A 17,312-nucleotide genomic window follows, 5' to 3' on the forward strand; every position below is an offset into this window, starting at 1 on the left:
GGGAGCATTTTCGCTCCCCTTTTTTGGTTTGTTTCGATGTATTAACCTCAAACGAGGTTATCGCCTATATTGCATTAAGAGAAACAAATCTTGAGCGGTCCAAACAGGAGTATCAATTAGTGAAATGGTTTCAAACCGCAATTTTATGTGTTGCTATCGCGCTGGCCGGTTGTGCAAATACTTCTCAACAATCAGCACAAAAGTGGTTATATCCACCGATGGCGGTGCCACTTCAGCCTAGTGTTCAACAAGAAGTACAAATCGCGCGTCTATCGCAGTTGCTACAACGTCCCGACCTTAGTGATGAAGTGCGCGCTAAAATGCATTATGAGCGCGGTAGCTACTACGACAGCGTTGGTTTGCGTGATCTTGCCCGTTTGGACTTTAACCAGTCTTTGCAGTTGAATCCTGCTCAGCCGGACATCTTCAATCTTTTGGGAGTATACTTTACCCAAGTAGGAGAGTTTGATGCGGCATATGAAGCGTTTGACTCGACCATAGAGTTGGCTCCTGATAATACCTATGCTGAGCGCAACCGTGCGATTGCACTGTATTATGGTGGCCGAATCGATCTCGCTTTAGAAGATATGACCAAGCATTATCAAGAAATGCCTACGGATCCTTTTCGTTCATTATGGCTGTACATCATCGAAGCTGAGCAAAATCCAGAGCAAGCAAAAGCCAATCTTCAACAGCGTTATTTACGAGATCGTAGTGAAGAGTGGGGATGGGTTCTTGTTGCCATCATGCTACGAGACGTCTCGGACGAAGACGCGCTTAAAGCAATTATGGATGGAACGAGAGAGAACTATCGCCTAGCTGAACGATTGACGGAAACGTATTTCTACCTTGGAAAGCGTAATCAGCTTGAAGGTGATATCGCAAGTGCCATCTCACTTTATAAGCTCGCGATTTCGTTCAACGTTTACGATTATGTTGAGCATCGCTATTCTTTCTTGGAGCTGGCGCAAATTTACGATCAATTACAGCAAGATAGATTGGCCAAGTTAAAGGCTGCCAAGAAGCTGGAAATTGAATGATTTAGAGCCGCTCGATGAGAGCGGCTTTTTTTATGATTGAACTTGATGAGTGACTCATTTAAAATAGTTAGTCTTGCTAACTAAGTGGTGGTGGCTTTTATGGCATTAGAAGAAAGCTTGATTGATTTAGAGCGTTTTTGCGCCAAAGCTTGGCGTGTCTATGCCAAAGAAGATCCATTATCACATCTAAGCTTTAATGAGTTCGATTATTTACGTGTGATTCAGGTTTACCCTGAGGGTGTGCGAATAACCGATCTTGCAGAAGAGCTGCAAGTGACTAAGCCTTCCGCATCGACAATGGTTGTGCGTTTGGAAAAAAAGGGTTTGGTGAAACGCATCGCATGTAATGAGGATGCTCGTGCTAAGCGTGTGTTGCTTACGGAAGAAGTCGCAGAAAAAATGTCTTTGGAGCAGGTAGTGTACAAAGATATCTCTGACCAAATGATGCAACAATTAAATCAGCAAGAAGCTGAGCAGTTACAAGCTTTACTGAATAAAGCATTGAGTAATAAGTCATTTTAAACTAAACCAAAGGCCTCCGCTGTACGCATTAGCCTTTGGTGTTTCATTTTTCTTTTATTTAATTTAACCATTTAGTTAGTCTTGCTAATTAAATGGTTAGCTTTGCTAACTACTGGTGACAGTCATGCAAAACTCAATTTATAGACAGTTTTGGAAATATACGATTCCAACCGTCGCAGCAATGCTCGTGAACGGTTTGTATCAAATAGTTGATGGCATTTTTATTGGCCGTTATGTTGGCGCTGACGGATTAGCTGGGATCAATGTTGCGTGGCCTATTATCGGCTCGATCCTAGGTATAGGAATGATGATTGGGGTGGGGACTGGCGCGCTGACTTCGATCAAGCAAGGAGAGAACGATCATGAAGGCGCTAAGCGAATCCTAACGACCGGATTGACGTTGTTAGCGGCATTGATGCCGGTCGTTGCTACAATATTGTTCTTGTTTTCGGATGAATTTATTCGCTGGCAAGGTGCGGAAGGGCGAGTGTTTGAACTTGCGCTGCAATATTTGCATATTCTGATTGTCGCGTGCGTATTCACGTTGGGTTCTATCGCGGTTCCGTTTCTGTTACGCAATGACGACAGCCCGAACTTAGCAACGATTTTGATGGTCATCGGTGCCGTTATTAACATTGCATTAGACTACGTATTTATTGCTTGGTTGGAGTGGGAGTTAACCGGAGCCGCTATTGCCACTGCACTTGCACAATTAGTGGTCACTGTGCTCGGTATTGGTTACTTCTTTACTTCAAAAGCAACATTACGCCTTCGTATCAGCGACTTCAAAGTTCAGGTTGATGCTGCACCAAAGATTATCATGATAGGTACATCAAGTTTCTTTATGTACGCCTACGGCTCTGTGATGGTGGCACTGCACAACGCGTTATTTGCTCAATACGGAAGTGCAATGTTGATCGGAGCGTACGCGATTTTGGGGTACATCGTGACGGTTTACTATCTGATAGCCGAAGGAATTGCGAATGGTATGCAGCCTTTAGTGAGCTTCAACCACGGTGCACGTAATCAGGATAACATTAGAAAGTTATTAAAGGTCGCGATGGGGACATCTGTGCTTGGCGGGGTGGCGTTCGTTGTTTTGATGAACCTTTTCCCGTACGAACTGGTTGCGGTGTTTAATAATGCAGACCAACAGTTGATTGATAGCACGGTGATCGGGATTCGTTTACACATGTTTGCGTTGTTCTTAGATGGTTTTTTAGTTGTGGCGGCCGCGTACTATCAATCAGTAAACAAAGGCAGCAAAGCCATGTTTGTAACACTAGGCAACATGCTGGTCCAGTTGCCATTCTTATTCATTATGCCGAAGCTTTTCGGCGTGACAGGCATTTGGTTAGCTTTCCCATTGTCTAACATTGCATTGAGTTTGGTCGTGATCAGTATGTTGTGGCGAGATGTGAAAAAGCTGCTTAATGAGAGTTCTGTCGAACCAAGGGTGCAAGCCTGCTAACAAAAGCTAACAGATAAAAGCGAGGGTAGACCTCGCTTTTTTCTTTAAGGATTAAATGTTTTTTACTTCTAAGCCCGCTAGTTGATGCCAATAGCCATTGCATTGGCGGCTTTCGAGCTTTTCAGGATTATCGCCGTATTCGTTTGAGCGAAAACGCTCTAACTCTGAAAAAGTATCGATACCAAGAGGGCTTAATCGGATCACATCAACCAGTCCTTTCATACTTGGTAAGTCATTGATGAGGTTGTAGCAATACCCTGATTGTGTCTGAATGCCGTTAAGGTTAAAGACTTCTTGTCCTTCTTGGCTGCTGACCTGGATACCCGTAGGGTATTTGATACAGCAGGTTTCGCAATCGTCTTTCGCTCGGTTTTCAGCTCGGGCTGTGAAACAGCGAGCGGAATACGCTAAAGGCAAATAACCGTGGCTAAATACCTCAACTTCAAACTTGTTACGAATACCAAGCTCGTCACACTGAACCAAAGTATCGTTTAACCATTCGCGAGAGAGCTCGACAGGCATGCACCAACGCATCATACCTTGCTTCAAAAATAAGTTGAGCGTGTGTGCGTTATAAGTATTGATTGCAGGGCCAACGACGAAAGGCACTTTATGCTCTGATGCCAATTGAACAGCAGATACGTCATTTGCTTCAATCGCGAAGTCACCGTTGTCGATGTACTTCCTCATTATGTTTACTTCACTCGGAGCTTCCAGTAGTGCCATTGTTGATAGCACCACTTGCTTGCCAGATGCGGACAGCTCTTTTGCGATTTCAAGCCAATGCGAAGGCTTCATTTCTCGACGTTTTGAACATACGGTTTCCCCAAGATAGATGATGTCCGCGGAGCTTGATTTCGCTTGTTCATAAAACGCTTCGATGTCTTGTTTTGGCCAGAAGTACAACAGCGGGCCAAGCGCGTATTTCATTGAATTATCCATCTTAACCTCTACTGCCATTTGCGGTGATAAGCACCAAGTGTGGTCTGCGTACCTTCAGACACGTTTGCCAATGCGGCATCCCAAGCCGCTTCGACTTGGTAAGCTTCTGGGTTTGCTTGGTAACGGTCAATAGCGGCTCGCCATGTTCGAGTGACTTGTTCTACGTAAGCAGGGCTACGTTGGCGACCTTCAATTTTTACAGACGCCACATTTGCAGCAAATAGTTCTGGTAGCATAGAGAGGGTGTTCAAACTGGTTGGTTCTTCCAGTGCGTGGTAGCGTTTTTTCTCGCCTTCGATTTCAGCTTCGAAACGACCTTTACACAAGGTAGGGTAGCCCGCATTTTCACCGGCGCTGTAGCGATCGATCAAAATGTCGTTAAGGCGGGATTCCAGACCATTTTCTGTTTCTTGCCAGCGAACGTACTTAGCTGGAGAGCATGCTCCCACAGTGTTTGGAGACTCGCCTGTCATATATGACGATAGGTAGCAGCGACCTTCAGACATGATGCAAAGGCTACCAAAAGCAAAGACTTCTAACTCGACATCGCTAGTGATGTTGCGTGAAAGCTGTTTGACCTGATGAATCGATAAAACGCGAGGTAATACTACCCGTTTTACGTTGAAGTTTTGTTTGTAAAAATCAATGGCTGCGACGTTGGTCGCTGATGCTTGCACTGAAAGGTGTAGTTCCAGATCGGGATATTTGCGAGCCGCGTACTCCAGCACTGCAATGTCTGCAACAATCAGCGCGTCTACACCCAGTGCCGCTGCATTGTCTACTGCGTTCGTCCAGCGCTCGAAGCCATTGGGATGAGCGAAGGTATTCAACGCGACATGAATTTTTTTATTGCGGTCATGAACGTATTGCACCGCTTTTTCTAATTTCTTGCCGTTAAAGTTGAGGCCAGCAAAGTGACGGGCGTTGGTATCATCTTTGAAACCAATGTAGACGGCATCGGCACCGCAATCAATCGCAGTTTTTAACGCAGGCAGGTTACCCGCGGGACACAAGAGTTCCATATGCTCACAATCATTGAGAATAAAAAGGTGTCCGCATTTTATGAAGAATTATGAATAGCGAAATTGACCTAAGTTAGGTTTAGCTCAATAAAGTCGATATTTACCCCTTGCGAGTAAGGGGATCGGGTCGGGGTTAGTTCTTGTGACGACGATTCTGTACAAACAGCTCTTCAATTTCATGTTTTGGCTGCGGGCGATAAAAATGGAATCCTTGAATCGCATTACATTGAAGGTTAGAGAGCAAAGTAGCTTGCTGGTGGGTTTCCACCCCCTCGGCAACGACAGTTAAGTCGAGCGACTTACCCAGATTAATGATGTTTTCAATCACAGTGACTTGTTTCGGTAGTGTGTCGATATCATTAATAAAAGCGCGGTCGATTTTTAGCTCGTCAATAGGGAAACGCGCTAAGTAGGAAAGAGAAGAGTAGCCGGTACCAAAGTCATCGATAGAGAGAGCGAAGCCAAGCTTTTTAATCGCATTCAACATTTGCAGTGTATGTTCGCTATCACTCATCACGGCACTTTCGGTTAGCTCGAAGGTAATGCAGCTTGGATCAAGCTCGGTAGTGCGAAGCAGCTTTTCCATAAAGTCGATCAGCTGTGGGTTGCCAAATTGCTCGGGAGAGAGGTTGATGGCGACACGGCCTGGCAGTATGCCTTGTTGCTTCCAACGTTTTACCGTATTGAAAACATCACGCATCACGACACGTCCAAGGTGTTCGATTAACCCAGCGCGCTCGGCGACAGGAATGAATGAGCCAGGACTAATGTACCCTTCGACTGGATGCTTCCAACGAACGAGCGCTTCTGCGCCGTTGATACTGAAGTCTCGCGCGTTAACCTTAGGTTGATACCACACTTCCAAACCGTTCTGCTGCAATGCTTTTTGCAGTTCGATTTCGAGCCACAAACGCATACGCGCTTCTTTGTTCATTTGATCGTTAAATTTGATCAGACGATTTCTACCACGATCTTTGGCTTCATACATCGCAGTATCGGCATTTTGGAGTAGGATTCGCGCATCTTGTCCGTCTTCAGGGTATCGAACGCTACCAATTGAACAGGCAAGGCGTTTACTGAAGTGGTGCAAGTCGAAAGGTTGGTTGATCAACGAGATAATGCGATCGGACAAAATTTCAGCCATGCGGGTATTTTCTGGCTCCGGCAGAATGACGCCAAACTCATCGCCACCCAAATGACCAATAATCGCTTGGTTTGGTAGTAACCGTTTAAGACGGGCCGATACCTCTTGAATCACTTTATCGCCAATATGGTGACCAAGTGAGTCATTAATGTTTTTGAAGTTATCGATATCCAAATAGAACACCAGAAGCGGTGTTTGCTTTTTGATCAGCTGTTCCAAACGTTTGGTGAAGCCAAAGCGGTTGTAGAGTTTGGTGAGCGAGTCAATGTGTATGTCTTCATTCGATGCAGAAGACAGGTTTTTGGGCGCATCATCAGCATCTTGGATTAGGATAATTTGAGATTCGCTACCTAATATCGCCGTGGAATCCGCGTGTAGCTGAACTTTCCGTTCAAAGCCGCATCTTGCGCTGGTTAAGCAGACAAAAGGTTTGTCAGAAATTAATGTACTCAATCGATGACTAAATACCTTTTTACTGTTTTCATCGATGAATAAACGACTTAGCTCTTCGCCCAACAATTCATGAGGAGAGTTAAGTCCGAGAAGGCGCGCTGATGCGGGGTTCGCAGAGATGACAATATCATCTTCGATAAGCAGTAAGCCGTCTGGTAGCAGTTGTGTTAACTTCGCAAACTTACTTTCGGACTCTTCTAAGGAGCGAACGAGTATCTGCTTTTCTGAAGTATCGACAGCGTGAAAAACAACAAAGCGAATGTCGTTACCTTCAAAAACTGGCGAAAGACTAAAGTGAAGACTGGTTTCAAGGTCGGTTTCATCGAGCGTGATTTCGGCTTCGACATGTGCCCCTTTGAACGCGCGCTGATAGTATGGTGCAAGCTTCTTATAAAACTGTTCACCCAGCACTTGGCAATCGTTTAAGCCGACGATTTCCTCATGACTTAAACCTGCGATATCGCAGTAACGGTCACTTACCATTCGATAATTGTGTTTTTTATCAAGAATGGCAAAGAAGAAAGGGCTATTTGAGGTTAGCGTGGCAAACCAATGTTTTAATTGCTGGGAAGGCATTAGGGTATTACCGATCTCCAATGAGCCAGATTATTCGTCCGTGTATAAAAAGCGACACCCTGATAAGCCTGCGGCGATCTACCACCAAGCCAAAGTGTTACTTGCCATTAAAGGGCTCGCGGTTTTAGCTGTGCAGTCGACAATCACATGGATACGCTCAGATAACTATAACTTTGAAAATACGGTTGTAAAAGTGTTTATCCACCTGTTCGCATCAATAATACACGTAAGTTCAAAAAAAGAAGCGTTAGTGAGCAATAAACCACCAATCTAAAATAGGCACTTTATTGATACATAACAGTAATCTCATCGCCACGATTGCTTAATATAAGCAACCTAATGACAAAGTAACGGATAATGAACGTGTTAAACAAGATTCGCAGTCAACTAGTAAAGAACGCAGCTAATATTTTGCGTTCTCCAGTCCAGTTATTACCACAGCCAATTCAGCAAAAAGCGTTGCTGGAAGGGCTAAAAATGGTCTTTAAAGAAGCCTTGGAAGATGGTGACTTTGAGTTCCTTGAAGACAAGTGGTTAAAAGTTGCGATTAAAGACTTGAACTTAGCATGGTACATCAGCTATCAAGACGAAAAATTGGTGGTAGCTGAAAAACCAGTTCAGGAAGATGTGAGTTTTAGTGGTAATCTAAACGACCTAGTACTGATTGCTGGTCGTAAAGAAGACCCTGACACACTGTTCTTCCAACGTCGCCTTTCAATTGAAGGTGATACTGAGCTTGGCTTAGAAGTGAAAAACTTAATGGACAGTGTCGACTTAGAGCAGTTACCGAAAGCAATGCAAGTCGCTTTGAATCAATTGGCTGATTTTGTTCAGAAAGGAGTTCAAGCGCCTGCACAACCAACCGGAGTAGCGAATGCTTATTCGAACTGAAGCCCCAGCGGACATTCTTACCATTGACCGCTTATTGAAACACGCCTTCCCGACGGAAGCTGAAGCTGAGCTTGTGATGCGTTTGCGCGAAAACAGCAAATTCACGCTTTCCTTAGTCGCGTGTACAGATGAGGGAGAGGTGATAGGCCATGCTTTATTTAGCCCTGTGACCTTAAATGGTGAAGATTTGTCATGGCAAGGGCTAGCGCCATTAGCTGTTCATGAAGATTACCGTCGCCAAGGCATCGCTGCAGAGTTGATCAAAGAAGGTTTTGATTCACTGCGTGATTTTGGCTACCCAGTGTGTGTGGTGTTGGGCGATCCTGATTATTACGCGCGCCAGGGTTTTCAATCATGCGACGAGATGGGCTTTGAATGTGCTTGGGATGTCCCTAAAGGTGCATTTCGAGTCGCAGAGTTGGTCGAAGGTCAATGTGCTGGACGCTCCGGACGCATAGACTATGCGCCAGAGTTCTCTGAACTGTAAATGAAAGAAGCCCACGACTAAGTGGGCTTCTTTCTTATTCACTGAAAACTGAGATAGGGAGGTTAGGATGACTGGTTACTTTTCTTTTTGCCCCAGACCTCTATTTTCGCTTTTTTACTTACCCCTAGCAGGCTGAGTTTTGTGCTTCCCCAGCTACTGTAAGTCATTTCAATCTGTTTTAGCTTGGCTTCTTTTGTACCTGGAAGGCTCCAGGCACGAGTCGACAATCCGCTTGTTAGTACGCCCATAGAGGAAAGTTTTTTCTCACTACCATCTGTCATGACGACTTTTAAACCATTAATGTCTACCGTTCCTTGCACACATTTTAGTTTTATTTTACTGAAGCTTCGGTTTCGGAATAGGCTATTTGGTGTCACGGTATCTGTTTCTGTATGAAAGTTAACGGTTTTCGTTGCAATCAGCTCCCACTCATCGCTGTTATTAGCAAAAACACTCATGCTGGTGGCGGCTACCAGTGTGCAAAGTAGTAGCGTATTTAAGAATTTCATAATGTACCTCATATGTCATACCCAATGTGTGGCTGTTGGCAAAACGCTATGTTCAGGAATATCCAAATCATCTCATTGTGTTCAGGTGCTCCTTGAAGTCCTTTAGGTATAATCGCGATAATTTGATAGGATTGCCCTCGTTCAAATAGGTGACGGAAAATGTCAATTAACGAGAAACAGTATTTACGTGAAATGGGGATCAGCACATGGGAGCTGGTGCACCCTGAAAGACTGGAAGGCTATCAATCGCCATTATTGGATTTGCAAAGTTCATGTAAACTCCTATTGGTATCGCCAATATGTCCAGAAAACGAGACGGCATTGATGTTTGAGCGCGTATTAAAAAGCATTAAGCTCACGCTTGATGATGCGCTACACCTAGAGCCTGAGCGCTTATCCATGCTGGGTGAACATCAGCTAGAGTGGGTGTGGTTTGCAGGCTGTGAGGCTGATCAAAGCATCAAGGCAAAGCACCTGACCTCGCCACTATTACAAGATATTGATGGTAATAACGAACAGCGCCGCGCATTGTGGCAACAAATCTGTTCGTACTCTTAACGGAGCTAATGCGTGACAATTGAAATTACGCCGATGCGTGCAGAGCACCTCGACCAAGTTTGGCAAATCGAGCAGCAAGCACATTCTCACCCTTGGGCCGAATCTTTGGTTCGTGACTTATCCAGTCGCGGTGCTTGCCATCATGTGATGCTGGAAGGCTCTCAAGTGGTTGGTTACTTCTATGGACAGAATATTGTTGGAGAAGTGACACTATTAAATATTGCAGTAGCGCCTTCTCAACAGGGCAGAGGGCTAGGGCAAAAATTGCTGGACGCGTTTATTGAACACTGTGAACAAGCCAAAGCAGAGAGTGCTTGGTTAGAAGTGCGTGAAAGTAATCACCCAGCTATCCATATTTATGAGCAAGCAGGTTTTAATGAAGTGGACCGTCGTTACAACTATTACCCAGCTAAATCGGGAAATGGTAAGGAAGACGCCATTATCATGAGTTACTTATTTTTGAGTTAGTTTTAGGCCGTTACTAATTACCTCATCAACACTTATGCTTTAAATGCGTATCCGGATTCGAGGCTTTTGAATATGTAATAATAATTTTTTGAATTTTTACATCTCTTTGTGTGGAGCTGGCTTTCCCTTGTTAGTTGCAGGTAAAGGCTGGTGAGCCGAGTAAATTCAGTTCATGTCTTTCCAGTTTGCTAGCACAGCGATAATAAGCGAGAATACCGCACAATATCGAATAGTAGATATGCTTGCCTATTTTGTGAGCATGAAAGTAATTTAGAAGATTAACTAATGTCAAATCCCCTTTTTTTAGGCGAAGTGTCTAAGCGCAGAACGTTCGCTATTATTTCTCACCCGGATGCGGGTAAAACCACCATTACTGAAAAAGTCCTTTTATTCGGAAACGCGATCCAAAAAGCAGGTACGGTTAAAGGTCGTGGTAACGCACAGCACGCAAAATCAGACTGGATGGAAATGGAAAAAGAACGTGGTATCTCGGTAACCACTTCTGTAATGCAGTTCCCTTACAATGACTGTCTGGTAAACCTACTTGATACGCCTGGACACGAAGACTTCTCGGAAGATACATACCGTACGTTAACGGCAGTAGACTCGTGTTTGATGGTTATCGATGCGGCGAAAGGTGTCGAGGATCGTACACGTAAGCTGATGGAAGTAACGCGTCTGCGTGACACGCCAATCGTAACCTTCATGAACAAACTTGACCGTGACGTTCGTGATCCAATGGAAGTATTGGACGAGGTAGAAAACGAGTTGGGCATGATGTGTGCGCCAATTACATGGCCAATCGGCTGTGGTAAAGAATTTAAAGGTGTGTACCACATTCACCGTGATGAAACGATTTTATACGAATCAGGTCACGGTCATGAGATTCAAGAAGTTCGAATCATCAAAGGTCTCGATAACCCAGAGCTTGATGAAAAAGTTGGTGCAGGCCTTGCGGAAAGTGTTCGAGAAGAGCTTGAGCTTGTTATGGGTGCTTGCCCTGAGTTTGATTTGGAAATGTTCCTAACCGGTGACCTGACGCCAGTTTACTTCGGTACTGCATTAGGTAACTTTGGTGTGGATCATATGCTAGACGGTCTAACTGAATGGGCTCCAGCGCCGAAAACTCGTCAAGCGGTTGAACGTGAAGTTGAAGCGACTGAAGAGAAGTTCTCTGGTTTCGTATTTAAGATCCAAGCGAATATGGACCCAAAACACCGCGACCGTATCGCATTCATGCGTATTGTATCGGGTACTTACACGCAAGGTATGAAGATGAACCACGTTCGTCTTGGCAAGCAAGTGAGTATCTCTGATGCAGTAACCTTTATGGCTGGTGACCGTGCACGTGCAGAACACGCTTACGCCGGAGACATCATTGGTCTACACAACCACGGCACTATTCAGATTGGTGATACCTTTACGCAAGGTGAATCACTGAAGTTCTCTGGTATTCCGAACTTCGCTCCGGAACTATTCCGTCGTATTCGCCTGAAAGATCCACTAAAGCAGAAGCAGCTTCTCAAAGGTTTGGTTCAGCTATCAGAAGAAGGTGCGGTACAGGTATTCCGTCCTCTACAGAACAACGATCTGATCGTTGGTGCCGTTGGTGTACTTCAGTTTGATGTTGTTGTGGCTCGTTTGAAGTCTGAGTATAACGTTGAAGCGATTTATGAAGGCATTAACGTTGCAACTGCGCGTTGGGTTGAGTGTGGTGATGCGAAGAAACTGGATGAGTTCCAACGCAAGAATCAAGCGAACTTAGCATTGGATGGTGGTGATAACCTAACGTATATCGCTCCAACAATGGTTAACTTAAACTTAGCGAAAGAGCGTTTCCCTGACGTTGATTTCCGTGCGACGCGCGAGCACTAATTTGCGCGGTTAGGGTAAGCCTTAGCGCAAACTAGATTTTAAAACGCCCTTGGCTATAAACTTAGCCAAGGGCGTTTTTATATAAGGATAAGATATGAATTGGTTTAAACGTGGGCTAAAGCGTTACGACAACTGGTGTAAAGAGATGGGGTTAACTCCCGATCAGAAACGCAGTTGTGTCCCATATCGAAAAGACCCTGCCCATCAAACTGAAGAGAAGAGTGAAGCCCAACCATCCTCTGATTTTCTGCCCGCAGATACAGATCAAAAGCGTCAAGATGAAGCTCTTTGATACGCACTGCCACTTTGATTTTGATGTGTTTCAAGATGACTTTGCGCATCAACTTGAGCTTGCTCAAACGCAAGGCGTCGCAAGAATTTTGATTCCTTCCGTCGGTCCGCAAAACTGGGCTCGTATTCAAACTTTGGCAGAGCAACATGCCAATTTGTATTATGCGCTCGGCTTTCATCCGTATTTTCTTGAAGATAACGTTGAGCAGCACCTTACAGAGCTAGAAGGCTATCTAAATCAAAAAGGACCACAGTGCGTAGCAATAGGAGAGTGTGGTTTAGATTTTGCCATTGATGTTTATCCACAGTTGCAAGAAAAGATACTTGAAGTTCAATTTGAGCTGGCTAGACGCTTCGAACTCCCAGTTATTTTACATAGCCGAAAAGCGCACAATCGCCTCATTCAAATGGTGAAATCGGCGAATCTCCCTAGAGGTGGTGTGCTACACGCTTTTTCTGGGAGTTATCAGCAAGCCATGGAGTGGGTCAAATTAGGTTTTTTTATCGGTGTAGGAGGAACGATTACCTACCCAAGAGCCAAGAAAACACGCGACGCAATTCAAAAATTACCACTCGAAAACCTAGTAATCGAAACAGACGCACCAGATATGCCTATACTTGGATATCAAGGGGAGTCAAATCACCCAGCCAAACTCATTCACGTCTTTAATGAGCTCGTAGAGTTGCATAACGGCCGAAAGCAATCGATTGCCTCTCAACTGTGGAAAAATAGCAATTTTGCTTTCTCGATATGTGAATAAAATCTAAAGATGTGGTTTGAAATCGAAAACGTTTTCCTGCTTATTGTGAATTAACTCACAAAGCTGGTTGAATCAATCATGAATCTTATAGGAAAGTGTGAGGCTGGCATTACTTTAATTGATTCTGCATGAGTATAATTGCCCCCGCTTTATAGCTCCATTTTGTAACACGCCAATAAATAACTTATAAGGAAGTCATAAACTATGAGCCTGTTTATGAGCCTAATCGGTATGGTAGTGCTTCTTGCGATTGCAGTGGCATTTTCTAACAACCGAAAAGCTATCAACTTTAGAACTGTGGGTGGCGCATTCGCTATCCAATTCGCATTAGGTGCATTTGTTCTGTATGTACCTTGGGGCCGTGATCTACTAAACGGTTTCTCTTCAGGTGTTTCTAACGTTATCAACTACGGTAACGATGGTTCATCATTCCTGTTCGGTGGTCTTGTTTCTGACAAGATGTTCGAAGTATTCGGCGGCGGCGGTTTCATCTTCGCATTCCGTGTTCTTCCTACACTGATCTTCTTCTCTGCACTGATTTCAGTTCTTTACTACATTGGCGTTATGCAATGGGTTATCAAGATTCTTGGTGGCGCACTACAAAAAGCGCTAGGCACTTCTCGTGCGGAATCAATGTCAGCTGCTGCTAACATTTTCGTAGGTCAAACTGAGGCACCTCTAGTTGTTCGCCCATTCGTTCCAAAAATGACTCAATCAGAGCTATTCGCGGTAATGTGTGGTGGTCTAGCTTCTGTTGCTGGTGGTGTACTAGCTGGTTACGCATCTATGGGTGTTCCACTAGAGTACCTAGTTGCGGCATCATTCATGGCAGCACCTGGTGGTCTACTGTTCGCTAAAATCCTTCACCCTGAGACTGACCAGCCTCACGAAAGTATCGAAGAAGCGATGGACGGCGGTGACGACAAACCAGTTAACGTAATCGACGCAGCTGCGGGCGGTGCGGCTTCTGGTCTACAACTTGCGCTTAACGTAGGTGCAATGCTAATCGCATTCGTTGGTCTAATCGCGCTAATCAACGGTATGCTAGGTGGCATCGGTGGTTGGTTCGGCATGCCAGAACTAACACTAGAGCTAATCCTAGGTTACGCGTTCTCTCCACTAGCATTCCTAATCGGTGTTCCATGGGCAGAAGCTGTAACAGCTGGTTCATTCATCGGTCAGAAAATCGTAGTGAACGAATTCGTTGCTTACTTGAACTTCACACCATATCTAGGTGAAAACGCTCAAGTAATCGCGGCAACTGGTGAAGTAATGTCTGAGAAGACAACAGCTATCATCTCATTCGCACTATGTGGTTTCGCGAACCTTTCTTCTATCGCGATTCTACTTGGTGGTCTAGGTAGCCTTGCACCAAACCGTCGTAGTGACATCGCTCGCATGGGTGTTAAAGCAGTTCTTGCAGGTACGTTGTCTAACCTTATGGCAGCGACAATTGCAGGCTTCTGCTTAAGCCTTGCAGCACTTTAATTAGAATCGGTTCTTAATATATAGACGCCGTTTTAAATCATGCCCTGTAGCAAGAGATTGCTGCGGGGCATTTTTCGTTTTTCGGGCCTAAAAAATTAACCGCACGTAGGTCTACGTGAGTAGCTTACGCAGTCGGTGGAATAGGGGCTGGGAAATTTTGAGATACAAACCGTTTGCGCTCTATTTGGTGCTACAGTTTTGCGGTGAAACTCTATAATGTAGTAATCACGAATTCGTGGTTATGATGACCACTTAATCACAGAGTGAATACTACATACTCGATGGGCAAATGAATTGCCCTGCAATATCAAATCTCACAAGCGTTTTATTGTTTGATGTGATATTAAAGACACCGCAATCATAGATTGTTGTGCCATAGGCCAAACTGGTACTGTGCGGTGACAAGGATAGCAATTGGCATATGATAAATTTTCGCTGTATATGCCGAGTCTTCAGGGAACCAAGTCCGTTCATTAATAGACTGTTTAGCCATTTACTCACATTGTCTCGACTTGTTGATTATAGTTAAAGACGTGATGTAAGGCTGAGTAGTGAATTTTTTGAATATTGATCGGAGATAGAAATGAGCGATTTAAAAGCAGCAGCGCTACGTGCACTTAAACTTATGGACCTAACTACGTTGAATGACGATGACACTGATGCAAAAGTGATCTCACTATGTCATGACGCGAAAACAGCAGTAGGCAACACAGCTGCAATTTGTATTTACCCTCGCTTTATTCCTATTGCTAAGAAGACACTTCGTGAGCAAGGTACGCCAGAGGTTCGTATTGCAACAGTAACGAACTTCCCACATGGTAACGACGACATTGAAATCGCAGTTGCTGAAACAAAAGCGGCGGTTGCTTACGGTGCAGACGAAGTTGACGTAGTTTTCCCTTACCGCGCGCTAATGGCGGGTGATGAGAAAGTAGGCTTCGAACTAGTTAAGCAATGTAAAGAGGCTTGTGGTGATATTCTTCTTAAAGTGATCATCGAAACGGGTGAACTAAAAGAAGAAGCACTAATCAAGAAAGCATCTCAAATCTGTATTGAAGCAGGTGCTGACTTCATTAAAACTTCAACTGGTAAAGTGCCAGTAAACGCAACACCAGAATATGCACGCATGATGCTTGAAGTGATTCGCGACATGGGTGTTGCAGAAACTGTTGGTTTCAAGCCAGCAGGTGGTGTGCGCACTGCTGAAGACGCAGCTGCATACCTAGCAATGGCTGACGAAATCCTAGGTGACAACTGGGTTGATGCTCGTCACTACCGTTTTGGTGCGTCTAGCCTGCTAACCAACCTACTAAATACATTAGAAGTATCGGACGACGTCGCTGATCCAACAGCGTACTAATTCCAATAATACGTCTGAACGGTAGCACCTAAACGGGTGCTACCAAACCTCTTCTATCCTACTACAACCATGGCTCAAAAGAGCTTGGGAGGCACTAATGTATTTACCACAAGAAATCATTCGTAAAAAACGTGACGGCGAAGTCCTAACCGCCGACGAAATCAACTTCTTTATTCAAGGCGTAGCGAACAACACGGTATCTGAAGGTCAGATTGCGGCGTTTGCTATGACGATTTTCTTTAATGAAATGACCATGGATGAGCGCATCGCCTTAACGTGTGCAATGCGTGATTCGGGCATGGTTATCGACTGGAGCCACATGAACTTCGGTGGTCCAATTGTCGACAAACATTCAACCGGTGGTGTGGGTGACGTAACTTCTTTAATGCTTGGCCCAATGGTGGCAGCGTGTGGCGGTTTCGTACCTATGATCTCTGGCCGCGGTCTTGGTCATACAGGCGGTACGCTGGATAAACTTGAATCTATCCCTGGTTACAACATTACGCCGAGCAATGATGTTTTTGGTCAGGTAACCAAAGACGCTGGTGTGGCGATCATCGGTCAAACTGGTGACCTTGCTCCTGCGGATAAGCGTGTTTACGCGACTCGTGATATTACCGCAACGGTAGACAATATCTCCCTGATTACGGCGTCGATCCTTTCTAAGAAACTGGCGGCGGGTCTGGAATCGCTAGTGATGGACGTAAAAGTGGGTTCAGGTGCATTTATGCCAACTTACGAAGCGTCTGAAGAGCTAGCAAAATCAATCGTTGCGGTAGCAAACGGTGCTGGCACTAAGACTACGGCAATTCTTACGGACATGAATCAAGTATTGGCGTCTTCAGCGGGTAACGCAGTAGAAGTTCGTGAAGCGGTTCGTTTCTTAACAGGTGAATACCGTAACCCTCGTCTACTTGAAGTGACCATGGCTTCATGTGCTGAAATGTTAGTACTTGGCAAGCTTGCTGAGAACACAGAAGACGCACGCGCAAAACTGATGGAAGTGCTGGATAACGGCAAAGCGGCTGAGTGCTTCGGCAAGATGGTTGCCGGCTTAGGCGGCCCCGCGGACTTCGTAGAAAACTACGACAACTACCTAGAAAAAGCAGAAATCATCAAGCCAGTTTACGCAACAGAAACGGGCATTGTCTCTGCAATGGATACACGTGCTATCGGCATGGCTGTGGTTGCTATGGGTGGTGGTCGTCGTGTTGCTACTGATGAAATCGACTACGCAGTTGGTTTCGACCAGTTCATCCGCCTAGGTGAGGTCGCAGACAGTGATAAACCTCTTGCGGTCATCCACGCTCGCACTGAAGAGCAATGGGAAGAAGCGGCAAAAGCACTGCGCAGTGCAATCAAAGTAGGTGGTGAATACACACCAACTCCAGAGGTTTACCGCCAAATTCGTGCAGAAGATATCTAATAGAACAAGTAATTACACAAGGCCTACT

General features: G+C 44.9%; 18 protein-coding genes. 13 read left to right on the forward strand and 5 right to left on the reverse strand.

Annotation, left to right across the window (positions count from 1 at the left end):
• The first annotated feature begins 119 nt into the window (after positions 1-119).
• The 3 genes from nlpI (at position 120) to R7Z47_RS11395 (ending at position 3,033) form a co-directional block, all read left to right on the forward strand.
• Positions 120-1,040 (forward strand): lipoprotein NlpI, encoded by a 921-nt coding sequence (gene nlpI / locus R7Z47_RS11385; protein ID WP_062730456.1) that lies wholly within the window; start codon positions 120-122, stop codon positions 1,038-1,040.
• A 99-nt stretch (positions 1,041-1,139) separates the two neighbouring features.
• On the forward strand, positions 1,140-1,562 hold the full coding sequence (locus R7Z47_RS11390) for a MarR family winged helix-turn-helix transcriptional regulator (protein ID WP_005380103.1): 423 nt from the start codon (positions 1,140-1,142) through the stop codon (positions 1,560-1,562).
• Positions 1,563-1,686: 124 nt separating this feature from the next.
• Entirely contained in the window at positions 1,687-3,033 is a 1,347-nt protein-coding gene (locus R7Z47_RS11395; protein WP_005386425.1) for an MATE family efflux transporter, read from the forward strand.
• A 51-nt stretch (positions 3,034-3,084) separates the two neighbouring features.
• On the opposite strand, the gene R7Z47_RS11400 is transcribed toward R7Z47_RS11395, so the two are convergent.
• From R7Z47_RS11400 to R7Z47_RS11410, 3 genes are all read right to left on the reverse strand, one after another.
• Positions 3,085-3,963, reverse strand: a complete 879-nt coding sequence (locus R7Z47_RS11400; protein WP_031781039.1) for a U32 family peptidase — start codon at positions 3,961-3,963, stop codon at positions 3,085-3,087.
• A gap of 20 nt (positions 3,964-3,983) precedes the next feature.
• On the reverse strand, positions 3,984-4,997 hold the full coding sequence (locus tag R7Z47_RS11405; RefSeq protein WP_005386427.1) for a peptidase U32 family protein: 1,014 nt from the start codon (positions 4,995-4,997) through the stop codon (positions 3,984-3,986).
• Between the two features lie 133 nt (positions 4,998-5,130).
• A complete protein-coding gene (locus R7Z47_RS11410) occupies positions 5,131-7,170 on the reverse strand; it encodes a bifunctional diguanylate cyclase/phosphodiesterase (RefSeq protein ID WP_005380112.1) in 2,040 nt (679 codons plus the stop codon).
• A gap of 363 nt (positions 7,171-7,533) precedes the next feature.
• On the opposite strand from R7Z47_RS11410, the gene R7Z47_RS11415 reads away from it, so the two are divergent.
• Complete coding sequence (locus R7Z47_RS11415) at positions 7,534-8,061, forward strand: SCP2 domain-containing protein (RefSeq protein ID WP_005394645.1); 528 nt, start codon at positions 7,534-7,536, stop codon at positions 8,059-8,061.
• Positions 8,045-8,548 carry a GNAT family N-acetyltransferase gene (locus R7Z47_RS11420; RefSeq protein ID WP_005380119.1) on the forward strand — a complete coding sequence of 168 codons (504 nt, stop codon included), beginning with the start codon at positions 8,045-8,047 and terminating at the stop codon, positions 8,546-8,548. The genes R7Z47_RS11415 and R7Z47_RS11420 overlap by 17 nt, the downstream gene beginning before the upstream one ends.
• Before the next feature lie 62 nt (positions 8,549-8,610).
• Here R7Z47_RS11420 and R7Z47_RS11425 read toward each other — a convergent pair whose 3' ends face one another.
• Positions 8,611-9,057, reverse strand: coding sequence for a hypothetical protein (locus R7Z47_RS11425; RefSeq protein ID WP_031781040.1), 447 nt, complete (start codon positions 9,055-9,057; stop codon positions 8,611-8,613).
• Positions 9,058-9,216: 159 nt separating this feature from the next.
• Here R7Z47_RS11425 and R7Z47_RS11430 point away from each other — a divergent pair, with 159 nt between their 5' ends.
• From R7Z47_RS11430 to R7Z47_RS11455, 6 genes are all read left to right on the forward strand, one after another.
• Positions 9,217-9,615 carry a DNA polymerase III subunit psi gene (locus R7Z47_RS11430; RefSeq protein WP_005386429.1) on the forward strand — a complete coding sequence of 133 codons (399 nt, stop codon included), beginning with the start codon at positions 9,217-9,219 and terminating at the stop codon, positions 9,613-9,615.
• Between the two features lie 12 nt (positions 9,616-9,627).
• Complete coding sequence (rimI, locus tag R7Z47_RS11435) at positions 9,628-10,083, forward strand: ribosomal protein S18-alanine N-acetyltransferase (protein WP_005386430.1); 456 nt, start codon at positions 9,628-9,630, stop codon at positions 10,081-10,083.
• Positions 10,084-10,368: 285 nt separating this feature from the next.
• Positions 10,369-11,958 carry a peptide chain release factor 3 gene (gene prfC / locus R7Z47_RS11440; RefSeq protein ID WP_005380123.1) on the forward strand — a complete coding sequence of 530 codons (1,590 nt, stop codon included), beginning with the start codon at positions 10,369-10,371 and terminating at the stop codon, positions 11,956-11,958.
• A 94-nt stretch (positions 11,959-12,052) separates the two neighbouring features.
• A complete protein-coding gene (locus R7Z47_RS11445) occupies positions 12,053-12,250 on the forward strand; it encodes a DUF5363 family protein (protein ID WP_062730460.1) in 198 nt (65 codons plus the stop codon).
• Positions 12,237-13,010 carry a TatD family hydrolase gene (locus tag R7Z47_RS11450; RefSeq protein ID WP_062730461.1) on the forward strand — a complete coding sequence of 258 codons (774 nt, stop codon included), beginning with the start codon at positions 12,237-12,239 and terminating at the stop codon, positions 13,008-13,010. The genes R7Z47_RS11445 and R7Z47_RS11450 overlap by 14 nt, the downstream gene beginning before the upstream one ends.
• Before the next feature lie 204 nt (positions 13,011-13,214).
• Entirely contained in the window at positions 13,215-14,498 is a 1,284-nt protein-coding gene (locus R7Z47_RS11455) for a NupC/NupG family nucleoside CNT transporter (protein WP_005380131.1), read from the forward strand.
• A gap of 358 nt (positions 14,499-14,856) precedes the next feature.
• On the opposite strand, the gene R7Z47_RS11460 is transcribed toward R7Z47_RS11455, so the two are convergent.
• Complete coding sequence (locus R7Z47_RS11460; protein WP_005391675.1) at positions 14,857-14,991, reverse strand: hypothetical protein; 135 nt, start codon at positions 14,989-14,991, stop codon at positions 14,857-14,859.
• A 90-nt stretch (positions 14,992-15,081) separates the two neighbouring features.
• Here R7Z47_RS11460 and deoC point away from each other — a divergent pair, with 90 nt between their 5' ends.
• Together deoC and deoA are read left to right on the forward strand one after the other, a co-directional pair.
• The gene (gene deoC, locus R7Z47_RS11465; protein WP_005380133.1) at positions 15,082-15,858 is read left to right on the forward strand and encodes a deoxyribose-phosphate aldolase; all 777 of its coding nucleotides are present in this window, start codon (positions 15,082-15,084) and stop codon (positions 15,856-15,858) included.
• Between the two features lie 97 nt (positions 15,859-15,955).
• Complete coding sequence (deoA, locus tag R7Z47_RS11470) at positions 15,956-17,284, forward strand: thymidine phosphorylase (RefSeq protein ID WP_062730462.1); 1,329 nt, start codon at positions 15,956-15,958, stop codon at positions 17,282-17,284.
• The last annotated feature ends 28 nt before the right edge of the window (positions 17,285-17,312 follow it).

This window comes from Vibrio sp. 1641 (assembly GCF_033339995.1).
In the GTDB taxonomy this organism is placed as follows: domain Bacteria; phylum Pseudomonadota; class Gammaproteobacteria; order Enterobacterales; family Vibrionaceae; genus Vibrio; species Vibrio alginolyticus.

Excerpts from the sequence above, each read along its gene's own strand:
- R7Z47_RS11445 (WP_062730460.1), top strand. The coding sequence starts at position 12,053 with ATGAATTGGTTTAAACGTGGGCTAAAGCGTTACGACAACTGGTGTAAA.
- R7Z47_RS11390 (WP_005380103.1), top strand. The coding sequence starts at position 1,140 with ATGGCATTAGAAGAAAGCTTGATTGATTTAGAGCGTTTTTGCGCCAAA.
- R7Z47_RS11425 (WP_031781040.1), bottom strand. The coding sequence starts at position 9,057 with ATGAAATTCTTAAATACGCTACTACTTTGCACACTGGTAGCCGCCACC.
- R7Z47_RS11405 (WP_005386427.1), bottom strand. The coding sequence starts at position 4,997 with ATGGAACTCTTGTGTCCCGCGGGTAACCTGCCTGCGTTAAAAACTGCG.
- R7Z47_RS11400 (WP_031781039.1), bottom strand. The coding sequence starts at position 3,963 with ATGAAATACGCGCTTGGCCCGCTGTTGTACTTCTGGCCAAAACAAGAC.
- R7Z47_RS11460 (WP_005391675.1), bottom strand. The coding sequence starts at position 14,991 with ATGGCTAAACAGTCTATTAATGAACGGACTTGGTTCCCTGAAGACTCG.
- R7Z47_RS11430 (WP_005386429.1), top strand. The coding sequence starts at position 9,217 with ATGTCAATTAACGAGAAACAGTATTTACGTGAAATGGGGATCAGCACA.
- deoC (WP_005380133.1), top strand. The coding sequence starts at position 15,082 with ATGAGCGATTTAAAAGCAGCAGCGCTACGTGCACTTAAACTTATGGAC.
- R7Z47_RS11395 (WP_005386425.1), top strand. The coding sequence starts at position 1,687 with ATGCAAAACTCAATTTATAGACAGTTTTGGAAATATACGATTCCAACC.
- R7Z47_RS11455 (WP_005380131.1), top strand. The coding sequence starts at position 13,215 with ATGAGCCTGTTTATGAGCCTAATCGGTATGGTAGTGCTTCTTGCGATT.
- R7Z47_RS11410 (WP_005380112.1), bottom strand. The coding sequence starts at position 7,170 with ATGCCTTCCCAGCAATTAAAACATTGGTTTGCCACGCTAACCTCAAAT.
- prfC (WP_005380123.1), top strand. The coding sequence starts at position 10,369 with ATGTCAAATCCCCTTTTTTTAGGCGAAGTGTCTAAGCGCAGAACGTTC.
- deoA (WP_062730462.1), top strand. The coding sequence starts at position 15,956 with ATGTATTTACCACAAGAAATCATTCGTAAAAAACGTGACGGCGAAGTC.
- R7Z47_RS11450 (WP_062730461.1), top strand. The coding sequence starts at position 12,237 with ATGAAGCTCTTTGATACGCACTGCCACTTTGATTTTGATGTGTTTCAA.
- R7Z47_RS11420 (WP_005380119.1), top strand. The coding sequence starts at position 8,045 with ATGCTTATTCGAACTGAAGCCCCAGCGGACATTCTTACCATTGACCGC.